This is a genomic window from Qipengyuania sp. BR81-2 (genome assembly GCF_055693895.1).
Genome location: NZ_CM146344.1, coordinates 1,461,926 through 1,478,021, shown reverse-complemented (window position 1 = coordinate 1,478,021; position 16,096 = coordinate 1,461,926). Strand labels below are relative to the sequence as shown.

General features: G+C 64.1%; 14 protein-coding genes. 3 read left to right on the top strand and 11 right to left on the bottom strand.

Annotation, left to right across the window (positions count from 1 at the left end):
- Nucleotides 1-135: 135 nt before the first annotated feature.
- From arfB to pabB, 3 genes are read right to left on the bottom strand one after another with little or no spacing between them, the layout of a single operon-like run.
- The gene (arfB, locus tag ACZ1G8_RS07315) at nt 136-540 is read right to left on the bottom strand and encodes an alternative ribosome rescue aminoacyl-tRNA hydrolase ArfB (RefSeq protein WP_472678814.1); all 405 of its coding nucleotides are present in this window, start codon (nt 538-540) and stop codon (nt 136-138) included.
- Nucleotides 533-1,189 carry an RluA family pseudouridine synthase gene (locus ACZ1G8_RS07310; RefSeq protein ID WP_472678813.1) on the bottom strand — a complete coding sequence of 219 codons (657 nt, stop codon included), beginning with the start codon at nt 1,187-1,189 and terminating at the stop codon, nt 533-535. Before ACZ1G8_RS07310 ends, arfB begins: the two co-directional genes overlap by 8 nt.
- On the bottom strand, nt 1,186-2,997 hold the full coding sequence (gene pabB / locus ACZ1G8_RS07305) for an aminodeoxychorismate synthase component I (RefSeq protein WP_472678812.1): 1,812 nt from the start codon (nt 2,995-2,997) through the stop codon (nt 1,186-1,188). The genes ACZ1G8_RS07310 and pabB overlap by 4 nt, the downstream gene beginning before the upstream one ends.
- A gap of 110 nt (nt 2,998-3,107) precedes the next feature.
- Here pabB and ACZ1G8_RS07300 point away from each other — a divergent pair, with 110 nt between their 5' ends.
- On the top strand, nt 3,108-4,634 hold the full coding sequence (locus tag ACZ1G8_RS07300; protein WP_472678811.1) for a helicase HerA-like domain-containing protein: 1,527 nt from the start codon (nt 3,108-3,110) through the stop codon (nt 4,632-4,634).
- On the opposite strand, the gene ACZ1G8_RS07295 is transcribed toward ACZ1G8_RS07300, so the two are convergent.
- From ACZ1G8_RS07295 to ACZ1G8_RS07270, 6 genes are all read right to left on the bottom strand, one after another.
- A complete protein-coding gene (locus tag ACZ1G8_RS07295; protein ID WP_472678810.1) occupies nt 4,631-6,058 on the bottom strand; it encodes a sensor histidine kinase in 1,428 nt (475 codons plus the stop codon). The genes ACZ1G8_RS07300 and ACZ1G8_RS07295 overlap by 4 nt on opposite strands.
- A complete protein-coding gene (locus ACZ1G8_RS07290; protein ID WP_472678809.1) occupies nt 6,055-6,780 on the bottom strand; it encodes a response regulator in 726 nt (241 codons plus the stop codon). The genes ACZ1G8_RS07295 and ACZ1G8_RS07290 overlap by 4 nt, the downstream gene beginning before the upstream one ends.
- Before the next feature lie 48 nt (nt 6,781-6,828).
- A complete protein-coding gene (locus tag ACZ1G8_RS07285) occupies nt 6,829-7,518 on the bottom strand; it encodes a hypothetical protein (RefSeq protein ID WP_472678808.1) in 690 nt (229 codons plus the stop codon).
- A 178-nt stretch (nt 7,519-7,696) separates the two neighbouring features.
- Nucleotides 7,697-8,095, bottom strand: coding sequence for a cupin domain-containing protein (locus ACZ1G8_RS07280; protein WP_472678807.1), 399 nt, complete (start codon nt 8,093-8,095; stop codon nt 7,697-7,699).
- Nucleotides 8,095-8,490 (bottom strand): VOC family protein, encoded by a 396-nt coding sequence (locus ACZ1G8_RS07275; RefSeq protein ID WP_472678806.1) that lies wholly within the window; start codon nt 8,488-8,490, stop codon nt 8,095-8,097. The genes ACZ1G8_RS07280 and ACZ1G8_RS07275 overlap by 1 nt, the downstream gene beginning before the upstream one ends.
- A gap of 75 nt (nt 8,491-8,565) precedes the next feature.
- On the bottom strand, nt 8,566-10,371 hold the full coding sequence (locus tag ACZ1G8_RS07270; RefSeq protein WP_472681214.1) for an aminopeptidase P family protein: 1,806 nt from the start codon (nt 10,369-10,371) through the stop codon (nt 8,566-8,568).
- 237 nt (nt 10,372-10,608) lie between these two features.
- Between ACZ1G8_RS07270 and ACZ1G8_RS07265 the strand changes: the two genes are divergently transcribed.
- Entirely contained in the window at nt 10,609-12,669 is a 2,061-nt protein-coding gene (locus ACZ1G8_RS07265) for a S9 family peptidase (RefSeq protein ID WP_472678805.1), read from the top strand.
- Complete coding sequence (locus ACZ1G8_RS07260) at nt 12,666-13,064, top strand: acyl-CoA thioesterase (protein ID WP_472678804.1); 399 nt, start codon at nt 12,666-12,668, stop codon at nt 13,062-13,064. Before ACZ1G8_RS07265 ends, ACZ1G8_RS07260 begins: the two co-directional genes overlap by 4 nt.
- Here the strand turns inward: ACZ1G8_RS07260 and ACZ1G8_RS07255 are convergent.
- Nucleotides 13,061-14,842, bottom strand: a complete 1,782-nt coding sequence (locus ACZ1G8_RS07255; protein ID WP_472678803.1) for a sensor domain-containing diguanylate cyclase — start codon at nt 14,840-14,842, stop codon at nt 13,061-13,063. The genes ACZ1G8_RS07260 and ACZ1G8_RS07255 overlap by 4 nt on opposite strands.
- A gap of 51 nt (nt 14,843-14,893) precedes the next feature.
- Nucleotides 14,894-16,012 (bottom strand): alanine dehydrogenase, encoded by a 1,119-nt coding sequence (ald, locus tag ACZ1G8_RS07250; RefSeq protein ID WP_472678802.1) that lies wholly within the window; start codon nt 16,010-16,012, stop codon nt 14,894-14,896.
- Nucleotides 16,013-16,096 lie beyond the last annotated feature (84 nt).

The window sequence follows — 16,096 nt, the reverse complement described above, 5'->3', positions numbered from 1 at the left end:
TAAAGATCTCTAATGAGGCCGACCCCATGTGGGGTTTCAAGCCGAAAAAATAAGGGCGGCGCGCGTAGCACCGCCGTTCCGGCGCGCCCATTGGGTGATTCACGGGAAAAAGTCAAGCGCGGAAGGTGCTGCGCGCTACCAATCGACCTTGCCGCGACTGGCCTTCACCTCGCCGCGCGCCTTCTTCGCCTTGAGGCGCTTCACCTTGCCGATGCGGTTTACCCGACTTTTCTTGCGCTTCTTGGGCGGGGTCAGCGCCTCGTTCAACAGCGCGACCAGCCGTTCGCGTGCCGCCTCGCGATTCTGCTCCTGGGTGCGGTATTCGTTGGCAGTGAGCACGATCTCGCCGCCCTTGGTGAGCTTGCTGCCGGCAACCTCCTTGAGCCGTTCGAAGGCATCGGGAGACATGCCGATCTTGAACACGTCGACGCGCAGCTGGACGGCGGTGGCGACCTTGTTGACGTTCTGACCGCCCGGGCCGGAGGAGGCGATGAACTTCTCCTCGGCTATCTCCAGTGCGCGGTCGGCAATCCTACCCATCCGCAAAGCCGAGGCCCGCGAAGTCGCGCGGCAACGGCGCGGCGGCCTCGATGGCGGGCTTGTTCTCGCGCGGGACGATGATGCCCGCGGCGTGGAGCATGGTGCGCGGCGCACCCTTTCCGGTCCCGTAGACCGGGTCGCCGAGCAGCGGCAGGCCGAGACCCGCTTGGCAATGGATGCGGATCTGGTGGGTCCGGCCGGTCTCGGGCCGGAATTCGAGCAGCGCCTTGCCGTCATGCTCCATCAGCTTGCGCCAGTGGGTGATGGAAGGCTTGCCCTTCTTGGCGGCGATCATGCGCCAGCCCTTGTCCGCGCTGCTGATCTTGGACAGCGACAGTTCGATCGTGCCCTCGTCCTCCTCCGGGATACCCGCGAGGATGCCGAGATAGCGCTTCTCGACCAGCCGCTCCTCGAATGCCTTGCCGAAACGCTTCAGCGCCTTGGGATTGCGCGCCAGCAGCAGGCAGCCGCTCGTGTCGGTGTCGAGCCGATGGACAGGCGTAGGCGGGCGCTGGAAGCCGAGCTTCAGCTGCTCGAAATGGTCTTCGAGGCACGGGCCGCCGCGGCGCGGACGGTCGACGGGAAGGCCCGCAGGCTTGTCAATGACGAGCGCTTCGCCGTCTTCGAAAATGATCGGAATATCGGTCATGCAGTCTTCAGTTGCGCGCGCATCATGCCGCGCAGCGCGTTGGCGAGGAAGAAACCGTCCTCGAGATCGGCAATGGTGAGTTCGGCCTCGCGCGCCTTGCCTTCGTCCAGCAGCGATTGCCGGTGGACGCCGGGCAGCAGGCCGAGGCTGGCGGGCGGAGTAAGCAATTCGCCGCCACGCTCAACAAAAATATTCGTGATCGCGCCTTCGGTCAGCAGGCCGTCCTCGCGCACGAACAGCGCTTCCTGAGCGCCCCGGTCACGCGCAACCGCCTGCGCGTCCTCGTAAAAACTGCGATCGGTGGTCTTGTGCCTGAGGCGCCAGTCGCCCGGGTCGACGGGTAGCGGCAGGCCGATGCACTGCGCAGGCTCCTCCCATGCGGGCGGAAGGTCCTGGATCTCGATCGCGACTGCGCCGCTGCGCGATGCGAGGAGGCGCACCCGGCTCGACTTTTCGAGCACGAAGCACAGCGCATGGAGCTGGTTGCGCGCCTCGTGCCGGTCGAAGGTGAAGCCGAGCTCCGCCGCGCTTGTCTTCATCCGCAGCAGGTGTTCCTCGAGGAAGGAGAAACCGCCTTCGATGTCGAAGCGCATCGTTTCGATGAGGTCGAACTGCGCAGCCTGGTGTTCGGGCGAGGATGCGCGGGCGAAGGCGCCCTTGATCAGCGCCTCGCGCCATTCGGTGCGCGGCTCGCTGTCGGCCACGATCGCGCCGCCCACACCGAGGACGGCCTTGCCCTTAGCGTTCTCGATCTCGGTAAGCCGCAGCGTGCGGATCGCGACATTGAAAGCAGCATCGCCGTCTGCCCCGATACGCCCGATCGCACCGCAATAAGGCCCGCGCGGATCGCGCTCGACCGCATTGATCAGCTCCATTGCGCGGATTTTCGGCGCGCCGGTGATCGAACCGCAGGGGAAGAGCGCATGCACGAGATCGGTCGCGCCCCTGCCTTCCTCCAGCTGTGCGCGAACCACGCTCACCATCTGGTGGACCGTGGGATAGCTCTCGATCGCGAAAGGCTCGTCGACGCGCACGCTGCCTGCCACCGCCACGCGGGAGAGGTCGTTGCGCATGAGGTCGACGATCATCAGGTTCTCGGCCTTGTCCTTGACCGAGCCGGCAAGCTCATCGGCATGCGCCTTGTCCTGCGACGGGTCGTCGCTGCGCGGGCGCGTGCCCTTCATCGGCTTGGCCTTGGCCTCGCTGCCCTTGAGCGAGACGAACAGCTCGGGCGAGAGGCTCAGCAGCCAGTGCGACCCATCGAAGATCACTCCGCCGTAGCCCGCCTGCGCTGCCGGCCTGAGTGCGGCATAGAGACCGAGCGGATCGCCGGTGAAATTGCCGGCGAGCTGGAAGGTCAGGTTGGCCTGGTAGATATCGCCGGCACGGATCGCTTCCTGCAGTTGCTCGAATGCCGCTTCATAGCCGCCGGGCGAGAGCTGCGGTTCGAGCGGCCCGACGCCGCCGCGCCCTTGCGCATTGGCTTTGAGCCAGGCGGGCATCTCATTTGCGGCAATTCGCTCGGGCGCATCGAACAGGCCGAGCCAGACCAGCGGCCCGGCCGAACCGCTACGAGCATCAGCAAGTCCAGCCAGTTTCGGCTCGAGCGCGAGGCCTGCCTCGTAGGCGATGTAGCCGGCGAGCTCCCCGCCCTGCCTTCGCGCTGCTTCGGCCGCTTCGAGCACGGCTTCGACCTCGTCCGCGCGGCGGGCGACGAATACCTGCTTCGGATCGCGATAGAGCAGGCCGTCTGCAGCGCCGCTTTCGCGCGCATCGTCGAGCAATACGAATGGGGTCCGGCCCGCCATAGACATCAAGCCTTTAGCGTCTTGGCGGCGCAAGTCGAGGGATTGCTTGACCTTCCACCGCCTGCTGCGTCACATGCCGGACAACGATTTGATCATAGGGACGGGCGGTAATGAGCACGATTTTTCTCGGACTGGGCGGCAATGGCGAGAACCAGCACCTGCGCCTTGAACAGGCAAATCGCCACGGGTTGATCGCGGGCGCCACCGGGACCGGCAAGACCGTCACGCTGCAGGGCCTTGCCGAGAGCTTTTCCGCCAATGGCGTGCCGGTCTTCGTCGCCGACGTGAAGGGCGACCTTGCAGGTATCTCGATGGCTGGATCGCCGCAGTTCAAGCATGCCGACAAGCTGGAAGGCCGTGCGAAGGAACTGGGCATGGACGACTATGCCTATGCCGACAACGCCGCGGTTTTCTGGGATTTATACGGCGAAAAGGGCTTCCCGATCCGCACGACGATCTCGGAAATGGGGCCGCTGCTGCTCGCCCGCCTGCTCGACCTCAACGAGACGCAGGAAGGCGTGCTCAACATCATCTTCCGCTACGCCGACGAGAACAACCTGCTGCTGCTCGACCTCGGCGACCTGCAGGCGATGCTGACCTTCGCCTATGAGAATTCGAAAGACCTTTCGGGAGTCTACGGCAACGTCTCCAAGGCCAGCGTCGGCGCGATCCAGCGCCAGCTGCTGAGCTTTGAAAGCCAGGGCGCGAACGAGTTCTTCGGCGAGCCTGCACTTGAGATCGACGATTTCCTCGCCACCGACAAACAGGGCCGCGGCATCATCAATGTGCTCGCCGCCGACAAGCTGATGCGCAGCCCGAAGCTCTATGCGACCTTCCTGCTCTGGCTGCTCGCCGAGCTGTTCGAGACGCTTCCCGAGGTGGGCGATCCCGACAAGCCGAAGCTCGTGTTCTTTTTCGACGAGGCGCACCTCCTCTTCGACGATGCGCCCGAGGCGCTGGAAGACAAGGTCGAACAGGTCGTTCGCCTGATCCGTTCGAAGGGCGTGGGCGTCTATTTCGTGACGCAGAACCCGATCGACATCCCTGAAAAGATCGCGGGCCAGCTGGGTAACCGCGTCCAGCATGCATTGCGCGCTTTCACCCCGCGCGACCAGCGCGCGATCAAGGCGGCTGCCGAGACCTTCCGCATCAATCCCGATCTCGACGTCGAGGAAGCAATTACCGAACTCAGGGTCGGCGAGGCGCTTGTCTCCACGCTCGACGAGGACGGCGCGCCTTCGGTGGTCCAGCGCACGCTGATCAAACCGCCGCATTCGCGTCTCGGCCCGGTCACCGAGAAGGAGCGCAAGATCATCAACTCGGTCTCCGATCTCGACGGCAAGTATGACGAGGCGGTCGACCGCGAGAGCGCCGAGGAGGTGCTCGCCGCAAAGGCTGCCGATGCCGCCGCGACCGCGAAGGAGGTCGAGGAAAAGGGAGAGGAAGAAGTCCGCAAGCGCGAGCGCAAGACGCCTTCCATGTGGACCAAGGCGGGCAAGGCCGCGGCGACGGCTGCCGCAGGATCGCTCAGCTCGATCGCGGTTGCGACGGTGCTGGGCAAGAAATCGCGCGCCGACCCGGTCCGTACCGGGCTCAACGCCTTCGTGCGCAACATCGTCGGCGGCCTGATGCGCTAAAGCGGGAGGCGGAATTCCGCCCGCAGGCCGCCTTCCGGGCGATTGTACAGTCTAAGTGTACCGCCGTGCTGTTCGGCGACCGCCCGCGCGAGGGTCAGGCCGAGGCCTGCGCCTCCGGTAGCGCGGTTGCGGCTTGCCTCTCCGCGCGTGAAGGGTTCGAGCATCTCCGCAATGCGGTCTTCGGGAATACCGGGGCCATTGTCCTCGACACGCAGGATCGCCTCGTCGCCCTCCCGCGCGATCGCCACATTGGCATCGCCCCCATATCGCAGCGCATTCGACACGAGGTTTCTGAGGCCGCGCTTGAGCCAGGTGAGATGGACCGGGGCGACAACCCGGGCCGCGTCGAGCGTCACCTCTTCGCCCATGTCCTCGAATTCTTCGACGACCGAGGCAGCCAGCGCTGCAAGGTCGGTGCGTTCGGGCAGTTCGTTCGATTTGCCGACCCGCGCCAGGGCGAGGATTTCATCGAGCGTGAGGGTGATGTTCTCGATGCTGTCGACCATCCGGGCACGCGCGGTCTCGTCCTCGACACCTTCGACCCGCACACGAAGCGCGGCGAGCGGCGTCTTGAGGTCGTGCCCGATTGCGCCGAGCATAACGTCTTTCTCCTCGAGCATCGCACCGATGCGCGCTTCCATGGCGTTATGCGCCGTGATCAGCCGCTTCACGTCCTCGGGCCCGCGGGGCTCGATGGGCTCGTACTGGCCGGGGGAGGCGGCGAACCGCTCCGTCTGGCGGGTCAGCTGGGCGAGCGGCCCTGTCAGGCGCCGCAGGACCAGCCACAGGATGAAGGACAGGAGCAGGGTGAGCGCCGCTGCCCTCAGCAGGGGGAAAACGGGGCCGAAATGCCGATGTGTATCGCGAACCGGCGCGCGCACGATCTCCCAGCCCTCGCCATCGGAGATACCCGCCAGCGCGACCGTCTTGGGCAATTCGCGCTCCGTCAGGCCGCGGCGCAAGGCCAACCTCAGGAGGAAGCGCTGCGACACCGGATCGGCAGTGACCGGCCGCTCGATCACCCTTATGTCCGAGAATGTGCGGCCGTTGTCGCGCAGGTTCTCGGCCAGCCGCTCTTCCAGTTCGGGGCGGCGGACGTCCACCGGAAGGATCTCGAAGGTGTCCGCCTGCCGGAAATCGGTGTTGGCGAAGCGACGCCGGTTCGGTCCAGGGCGACGCTGAGGCCGCCGATCCTCCGCATCGCGCGCGGCGCGGCGAGGCTCGATTTCTACGACCAGCGGATCGTCGGCGAAACGCGCTGACGCGACGAGACGCAGGCTGAGCGTATTGACCAGTGCGGTTTCGACGCGGTCCTTCTCGATACTATAGGCGAGAAAGCCGTTCACACCCTGCACGATGAAGAGCGTCAGCCCTAGGGCGAGCGTAACCTGGCCGAGCAGGCTTTTCGGGAGGAAACGCTTCACGCGGGCACGCGGGTGACGTCGGCAGCGAGGCGATATCCGCCACCGCGCACAGTCTGGATGAATTGCGGGTTGCGGGTATCGGTCTCGATCTTGCGGCGCAGGCGGCTGATCTGGTTGTCGACGGCGCGGTCGAACAGATGCGCCTCGCGGCCCTGTACCATGTCGAGCAGCTGGTCGCGGTCGAGGACCTGCCGTGGGTGTTCGCAGAAGGCGCGAAGCATGCGGAATTCGGCCGTCGAGATCGGCACCAGCGTGCCCTCGGGGTCGGTCAAGCGGCGTTTCAAGGGATCAAGCGTCCAGCCTTCAAAACTGTAGGCGAGGTCTTCGGAAGGAGCCGGGCCCGAACGCTCCGACCGGCGCAGGACCGAGCGGATACGAGCGACTAGCTCGCGCGGTTCGAACGGCTTGGTGACATAGTCGTCGGCGCCGATTTCCAGCCCGATGATCCGGTCCATTGCCTCGCCCTTGGCGGTCAGCAGGATCACGGGAAGCTGGCGGCTCTCGGCCAGGTGGCGGCAGAGCGAAAGCCCGTCCTCGCCCGGCATCATGATGTCGAGCAGGACGAGGTCGGGCGTGTCGCCTTCGAGCAGGCTGCGCGCCTGTGCTGCGCTTTCCGCCTCGCGCACGGCAAACCCCTGGCCGGAAAGATACTCCGCCAGGGGTTCGCGCAAGGTGCGCTCGTCATCGACAAGCAGGAGTGAGGTAGGCGCAGTATCGGTCATAGGCTCCTTTTAGCGCCTACCTTCTGGTTTGCGTTGCGCGCAAGCGGCTTACTGGCCACCGGCCTTGCGTTCTGCGCGAATGGCCTCGCGCATCGCCTTGTGACGGGCCTGCATTTCGGCAGTCGTCACCTGGCCATCGCCATCGGTGTCGGTCTTGGCGAATTGGTCGGCGACAGCCGCATCGAATTCGGCGCGGGTGATCGTCTTGTCGCCATTGGTGTCGGCGAGGCGCAGCATGTGCATGCCGCCGCGATGACCGCGCTTGCCGCCACGGGCCTTGCGCTCGCCACCTTCGCGATCGCCGGCGCGGACGTGAACCGTGCGCAGTTCTTCCTGAGAAAGACCGCCTGAATTGTCGGTGTCGAGACGCTCGAAGCGCTGGGCCATCCGTCCTTCACGGCGTTCGCCTCGCTGTGCACGGCGCTCTTCGCGCTTTTCCATTCGCTCTGCGTGCATGGCCTGCATTTCAGCCTGCGACAGTTCGCCATCGGCATTGGTATCGGCCTTGACGAAACGTGCCTGACGGCGGGCTGCGCGGTCTTCGGCATTGATTACGCCGTCGCCGTTCGCATCCATCCGGGAGAACATCTGGTCGGCGTGCGCAGTCATCTCGGTGCGCGTGACGAGACCGTCACCATCGGCATCGATTCTCATCTTGCCCATGTGGCCATGGGCGAGCGCCGCGGTGCCGGTAAGCACGAGCGCGGTGGCGGTCAGCGAAAGGGTCGTCTTCTTCATCTTCAAGCTCCTGGAAATAGGGGGAGCTGCAGCGCCGGGGGACTTGCGAGGGAGGGGATGCGGGCGCCGCAGCTCGTGTGCCCTTTCTAGGCACCCAATGTCGCAGCAATATGCCGTGAACCGGGTGTTTTGTAACGCTTTGTCACAGGAAGAAGTGCCTGTTCATGCTGCAGAAAAGTCAGCGGGGGCGATGCTGGGTTCCTTCGCCCGCCGTGATGAATACGGCGGTCGCCTCGGTCTCGATATCGGCGATATGCCAGACACCGGGTGGGTTGATCGCGTAATCGCCCGCGCGCAGCGTCACCTCCTCCTGCCGGCCATCAGGGAATTCCTGCCTCAGCACCATTTCGCCCGAAGTGCAGACCACCACCTCGTCACCCAGCGGGTGCATTTCCCAGGTCGGCCAGCCGTCGGTGAAAGTGTGCTGGCTGACCAGCCGGCCCTCGCGCCCGTCGGCGGCATGGCGATTGCCATAGGCCTCGTACCATTCCATCCCGTCGAACGACGGTTGCGGCACCGCCGTCGCCCCGAGCCCGAGGTGGACCCAGTTCTCGGCGAGGCGGCGCACCTTTGCCATCAGGCGACCTTGTCCATCAGGAAGGCATTGAGCTTGTTGCCGTCGGGATCGCGGAAATAGGCGGCATAGAACAACATGCCGTTCTCGTCCGGCTCTCCGCGCGGTCCCGGCTCGCCCTCGTCCGTGCCGCCATTGGCAAGCGCGATTTCATAGAGCCGCTTCACCTGGTCGCGGTCCTTGGCCTCGAGCGCGACCATTGTGCCGTTGCCGACAGTCGCCTTTTCGCCGTCAAATGGCCTGGTTGCAGCGATACCTGCGCCGCCGTCCCATTTGCCCCATGCAATGAAGGTTTCGAAGTCCATCATCCGGCCGACGCCGAGTTCGGCGGCGATGGCATCGTAGAATTTCGCCGCACGCTCGAGGTCGTTCGTGCCCACTGTTACGTATCCGATCATCCGCCTGTCTCCTCTCAAATAACGACTCGCGACCGGCGGAACATTACGTGAACATACATAATCCTACAAGCCGGTTCAGAGCGGCGCGCATTCCCGTTCGAGCCACGCGAGGTCATCACCCTCCAGCTGCGGAGCGAGGATATCACGGGTTTTCGCGTGATAGGCATTCCACCATGCGATCTCGCGGTCGGTCAGCAGGTCCTTGTCGACAAGGCGGCGGTCGAGCGGCACGTGGGTGAGCGTTTCGAAGGTGAGGTACTTGCCCTCGCTGCCCTCGATCTCGGCATCCACCACCAGCACGAGGTTCTCGATCCGGATGCCGTATTCGCCCGGCTTGTAATAGCCAGGCTCGTTGGAAAGGATCATGCCTTCGCGCAGCGGGGTTTCGGTTCCCGGGAAAGCGCCGCCGGGCTTGGAGATACGCTGCGGGCCTTCGTGGACCGAGAGATAGCTGCCGACGCCGTGGCCGGTGCCGTGGCCATAGTCGACGCCTGCCTGCCACAGGTGCATGCGCGCCAGCGCATCGAGCGCGCCGCCGCTGGTCTGGTCGGGGAAGCGCGCGAGGTCGAGTTCGATATGCCCCTTCAGCACGCGCGTGTTGCGATCGATCATCTCGGCGGTCGGCTCGCCCGGGCCCACCCAGACGGTGCGCGTGATATCGGTCGTGCCATCGAGATACTGGCCGCCCGAATCGCACAGGTAGATGCTCGAGGGCGGGATCGGGATATTGCTGTCCTCGTCCACCTTGTAATGCGGCAATGCGGCATGGCCGGCGGCTGCGCTGATGGTATCGAAGCTGGTGTCCTTGAGATCGGTCGAAAGGCCGCGGAATTCGCGCAGCTTGGCCGCCGCAGTCAGTTCATCCACTTCGCCCGAGGGCGCGTTCTCTTCGATCCAGCGAAGATATTTCACCACGGCAGCACCGTCGCGCGCCTGCGCATCGCGGTGGCCCTGCTGCTCGGCGGAGTTCTTGATCGCCTTAGGCAGGACGGCCGGATCGGCATCGCGCACGACGGTCGCACCGCCCTGCTCCAGCGCATGGAAGATGCCGGCCACGGCATGCTTGGGATCGACCGCCACGGTCTTCCCCTTAAGGTCCGCCAGCGCAGGCTGGAAATCCGCGCGATCACGGATGCTGACTGCATTGCCGAGATGCTTGGTCAGTTCGGGCGTCACCTTTTCGGGCGCGACAAACAGCTCTGCCGTTCCGTCGGCATGGGCGAGCACGTAAGAGAGCGCGACCGGCGTGTTGTCGACATCTTCGCCGCGCATGTTCAGCACCCACGCGACCGAATCGAGCGCGGTGATGACGGTTGCGTCATAGCCTTCCTGCTGCAGCCAGTCGGCGATCTCGGCGCGTTTGTCGGCGCTCGAACGCCCGGCAAACTTGTCGTCATGCGGGACTGCCGCAGCGAGCGAGGGCTGCGGGCGGTCGGCCCAGACAGTGTCGATCGGATTGCTTTCGACCGGAACGAGTTCGATGCCCTTCTTGGCGAAGAACTTCTGCGCTTCCTCGGCCCATTCGATGCCGTGAAGCCATGCGTCGTAACCAATCTTAGCGCCTTGGGTTGCATGCTCTGCGAGCCATTTTGCCGGCGAGGTCGCTGGCACGTCTTCATAGTCGTAGAGCTTGCCGTCGACCTGCTCGCGCACCTGAACGGTGTAGCGGCCGTCGGTGAACATGGCGGCCTTGTTCTTGAGCACCGCCGCGCTGCCCGCGCTGCCGCCGAAGCCGGTCAGCCAGTGGAGGCGCTGGGCATAGGAGCCGACATATTCGCTCATGTGTTCGTCGGAGATCGGGATGACGAACCCGTCGAGGCCGCGCTTGTCCAGTTCGGTGCGCAGCGCGTCGAGACGGGCTTCGTGGGTTTGCATAAGCATGACGGTATCGAGATCCTTTCGTCGGAGCTGCTCGGCATTCGGGCGAAGCAGCGCTTGCGGCGAGCTTTGCTCGCGCATAATCACTCCCTTCCAATAGGGGTTCGCGGCCGCTCTTTCCACCTTTGTGCCGCACGAAAGGGTTCGCTCGTGACTTTCAACCGACTGGCCGCGTGCCTATGTGCCGCCTCGCTGGCCTTTGCCGCACCCGCATTTGCCCAAACTGCCGAAGGGACATCCGTGACCGCACCCACCTCTCCGCCGACTGCCGAGAAACGCGACCATTCCTACACCCACCACGGGATCACCATTTCGGATCCCTATCACTGGATGAAGGACCAGAGCTATCCGACGGTGGATGACGAGGATGTGCTCGACCACCTGAAAGCGGAGAATGCCTGGTTCGAAGCGCGCATGGAGCCGCACAAGGCCCTCGTCGACGAGCTCTACGAAGAGATGAAGGCGCGCATCAAGGAAGACGATTCCACCGTCCCGCAGCGCCGCGGCGAATTCCTCTACTGGTCCGAATTCGAAGAGGGCGCGGAGTATCGCAAGTACTACCGCCGCCCGGTTGCCGGAGGCGATGCGCAGCTCATCCTCGACGAGAATGCGCTGGCCGATGGTCACGAATACTTCCGCCTCGGCGCTTTCTCCGTCTCGAAGAACGGGCGCTATCTCGCCTATTCGACCGACACCAACGGGTCCGAACGCTTCACCGCGCGGATCAAGGACCTCGAGACCGGCGAACTGCTGCCCGACGAGATCCCCGGTACGCTGTCGGGCCTGACCTGGGTGATGGGCGACAAGGCGATCGTCTACGGCCTCGCCAACGAACAGTGGCGCGTGAAGGATGCGAGCCTCCACGTGCTCGGCACTCCGATGAGCGAGGATGTCGAGCTCTACCGCGAAACCGAGAACGAGGGCTTCCGCGTCGGCGCGGGCCTTTCGGCACAGGAAGACTGGCTGATCATCTCGGTCGGCGACAGCGAGACGAGCGAAGTGCGCCTCGTTCGCGCCGACGATCCGACCGGCGAACAGATCCTCGTCGCGCCGCGCATGACTGGGCGCGAGTACGATGTCGATGTGCGTGACGGTACGCTCTACGTGCACACGAACGACGATCACGTGAACTTCCGCCTCGCCACGGCAAGCCTCGACAATCCGGGTGAATGGACCACTCTGATCGAGGGATCGGACGAGTTCTACTTGGACGGTTTTGAGCTGTTCAAGGACTTCTACGTGACCGAAGGGCGGCTGCGCGGCCTAGACCAGATCCAGCTGCGCTCCTACGCAGATCCGAACCTCGTGAAACCGATTGCCTTCACCGAGGCGAGCTTCTCGACCGGCCTTTCCAACAATCCGGAATACGACCAGCGCAAGCTGCGCCTCACCTACGAGAGCATGGTCACGCCGGATTCGGTCTATGACTATCACGTCGACAGCGGAGAGCTGGAGCTGCTCAAGCAGCAGGAAATTCCGAGCGGCTATGACGCGAACCTCTATCAGGTCGAGCGCATCGAGATCGCCGCGCGCGATGGCACGATGGTCCCCGTCTCGATCGTCAGCCGCAAGGACCGTGTGGCTGGCGGCCCGCTGCATCTCTATGCCTATGGTGCATACGGCTTTGCCTATCCGCCCAACTTCTCGACCACGCGCCTCAGCCTGGTCGATCGTGGATTCGCCTTTGCCATCGCGCACATCCGCGGCGGCGACGACCTGGGCCGCAACTGGTATCTGCAGGGCAAGCTCAACGAGCGCACCAACACTTTCAACGACTTCGTCGATGTCGCGAAGGGCCTGATCGACAAGGGCTACACTGCCAAGGGCAAGATCAGCGCGAGCGGCGGTTCGGCCGGCGGCGAGCTGATGGGTGTCGTGCTCAACACCAACCCCGAGCTTTGGGGCGCGGTGGTGGCGCATGTGCCTTTCGTCGACGTGCTCAACACCATGCTCGACAAGGACCTGCCGCTCACGCCGGGCGAATGGCCGGAGTGGGGCAACCCGATCGAGAGCAAGCAGGCCTTCGCCTACATCCTGTCCTACTCGCCTTACGACCAGGTCGTGGCGCAGGATTATCCGCCGCTGCTGGTCACCGCCGGGCTCAACGACCCGCGCGTGACCTATTGGGAGCCTGCAAAGTGGGTCGCCAAGCTGCGCGAACTGAAGACCAACGACACCGAGCTGCTGCTCAAGACAAACATGGGCGCAGGCCACGGTGGCAAGTCGGGTCGCTTCGCCTCGATCTACGAGGTCGCGGAAGAGTACGCCTTCATCCTGTGGCAGATGGGCATGACCGAGTGAGCCACCGGTTCGAGCAGACGTTCACGGCAAGGTCCGAGCACATCGACGAGCTCGGGCACGTCAACAATACGGTCTGGGTCAGCTGGATCCAGGACATGGCGACGGCTCACTGGAACGATACGGCACGGCCCGAAGACGCGGAGCAGTTTTTCTGGGTCGTGACCCGCCACGAGATCGATTACCGCGGCAATGTCTCCGAAGGCGAGAGCGTGACGGGCGAGACCTGGATCGAAGGCGACCCGCGCGGCGCGACGTCGATCAGGCGGGTCGATTTCCGCAATGAAGCTGGCAAGGTGCTCGTTTCGGCGGCCACGACCTGGGCGATGCTCGACCGCGAAAGCCAGCGGCTCGTGCGCGTTCGCCCGGAGGTTCTAGCCCCCTTCAGGGAAGTCTAGGCGGCAGCGTTTCGCGCGTTCTGCGCCTCGGGGACGAAGAACGCCATCGTGTCTTCGACCGTACGGTTGCGGCCCCCATTTTTCGCTTCGTAAAGAAGCTGGTCGGCGCGCGAGTAGAGCGGGCCGAAACGCATTTCCATATCTTTCGAGACGGCCGTGAAATCGAGCAGGCCCATGCTGGCCGTGATCGGTTCTTCCAGCCCCTCGACATAGGTGAGCGTGCGCGCGCTGATCGCCCTGCGGCGCTCCTCAGCCCGCTTCGAGGCGTCGTCACCGCGCAACAAGAGCAGGAATTCCTCCCCTCCGATGCGGAAGGCGACGAGGTCTTCGTCCGTGCCGGAGTCGAGCGCGGCACCTGTCTGCCTGAGCACCTCGTCACCCACGGGGTGGCCATGGATGTCGTTGACGGCCTTGAAACGGTCGATGTCGACGATGGCCATCGTCGTGAACCCTTCGGCGATGAGCTCCTTGAAGCGCGACTTGAGCGCGCGGCGGTTGAGCAGGCCGGTGAGCTCGTCATGCTCGCTCAGTTCCTCCATCGCACGCGCGGCGTCGACCGCACGGTCACGCTCGCGGCGGATCGAGATGAAGCGGTCGGCCACGGCGAGCGCGGTCGCAACTACCTCGAACAGCAGGGCGAAATTCTGCGGCCAGGTCTCGTCGAACGTGAAGGCGGTCACATCTCCCGGCGCGGCCACGAAAACCGTGGTGGCCTGGATCAGGATGATGAAGGCAAGCGGTGTGAAGCCGAGGATGAGGTAAGGCGCCATCCGGCTGCCCGCGGCGCGAACCGAGAACAGCACGTAGAAATAGCCCACCAGCAGGCTGCACAACACGCCGAAATAGGCATGGTCGATCCATACGTCGAACACGTCGGGGAAGAAGGTCGTCGCGACAGCGCTCGAGAAACTCGCCGCGGCAATCGTGCCGAGGATCCGCTTGTGGCGCCTCTCCATGAATTCCCGTTCGATGAAGTTGTAGGCGAACAGGAAGGTCGCCACGATCATCAGGTCGAGGCTGAAATAGGTCACCGCGAGCTCGGTCTGGTACGACAGCGGAAGCAGCAGCGCGATGAGGCCCGAGACCGCAGCGGTCTGGATCGCGGCCATGACACAGAACACCGCATGGAACAGCGGAAAGGGTCGGCGCAGCGCGCGATAGAATCCGAGATCGAAGATGATCGGCGCAAGGAACAGGCCGCAGAGCAATGCTGCGAGCAGGTGAATGTAGCCCGCATTCGCCTCGACGCTCGGCTCGGTGACGAGTTTCGCCTTCACCAGCATTTCGGGCCACCAGCCCCCGTCGAGGACCATGATTAAGGCGATTGGCGGCGTTTTGGTCTTGGGGAGCTCTGTAATCGACTTGAGGCTCGAGGAGCCCAACTGGGTGTCTGCGAAACTGTAGCTGGCCGAGGTTTGCGACCCGTCGGCCTCGAGGGCGATCAGGGTCAGCTGTTCGTATTCGTTGCGCTCGAACTCGGCGAAGCGCACCGCCGGTGCATTTTCGGCACGATTGGTAAGATCGTGGCGCACGACATGGCGCGTCTTGTCCCAGTCAAACGTCGTCCCGTCACAATTCCAGCGTGCCGCATCGGCGACAATGTCCGCATAGGTCTCGTCCGGCTTGGCCGAGGTGTGGCAGACCGATCCCGAAGAAAATTGTGCTTCCTGAGCCGCCAAACCCGCAGGCACAACCAGCTGCAGCGCCAAAGCGGCGAGCAGGACCAGGCGCAGCATGCGCTGGAAGACTGGCGGATGGAATCTCTCCATCCGTGCCATGTAGGGGTGCCGACTTAAGGACAGGTTACGAAAACCGGAGTTTCCTTAACCTTATCCGGTTAGGACGTCTGCGACCGGCCGGTAGGCGTAACCGAGCTCGTCCGCGACCGCCTTGTAGGTCACTTCGCCCTGGTGGACGTTAAGACCTTCGGCAAGATGCGGGTCGGCAGCCAGAGCCTTCTTCCAGCCCATGCGGGCAATGCGCAGCGCGTGCGGCAGCGTCACATTGTTGAGCGCATAGGTGCTGGTACGCGCCACAGCGCCGGGCATATTGGCCACGCAATAGTGCACGATATCGTCGACGATGTAGGTCGGGTCGGCATGCGTTGTCGGCTTGGACGTCTCGAAGCAGCCGCCCTGGTCGATCGCAACGTCGACGAGCACTGCACCTTTCTGCATGTCCTTGAGCATCTCGCGCGTGACGAGTTTGGGAGCAGCCGCACCGGGGATCAGGACCGCGCCAATCACGAGGTCCGCGCCGCATACCGCGTCGTAGAGGTTCGCAGCATTCGAGAATCGGGTGCTCGCGCGCGTTTCGAAATGCGTGCCGACCTTTTCGAGCACTTCCGGATCGCGATCGAGAATGGTGACGTCCGCACCGAGACCGGCTGCCATCTGCGCGGCGTTGAAACCGACAACACCGCCGCCGATCACGACGACCTTGCCCGGCATCACGCCCGGGACACCGCCGAGCAGCACGCCGCGGCCGCCATGCGCCTTTTCAAGCGCGGTGGCGCCTGCCTGCACGCTCATACGTCCGGCAACCTGGCTCATCGGCTTGAGGAGCGGAAGCTGGCCACGCGGACCGGTGACGGTCTCATAGGCGATTGCCGTCACGCCGCTCTCGACCAGGTCCTTGGTCTGGTCGGGATCGGGTGCCAGGTGGAGGTAGGTGTAGAGAATCTGGTCTTCACGCAGCTTGGCCCGTTCGACCGCCTGCGGTTCCTTGACCTTCACCACCATTTCGCACTCGGCGAAAATCTCGTCGGGCGTGTCGACGATCTTCGCGCCGGCTTCGATATACTGCTCGTCGGTCGCATCGATGCCGCAACCGGCCTGCGTCTCGATCCAGACCTCGTTGCCCTGCACGATCAGCTCTTTCGCGCTCTCCGGCGTAAGGCCGACGCGGTACTCGTGATTCTTGATTTCCTTGGGGCAACCGATGCGCATGGGGGACTCCTTGATTTGGCGAACCCGTTACATCTGCAACCATTGTCCCGCAAGGCTTGTCGCAGCCCTGCAGGTCCGATTTTC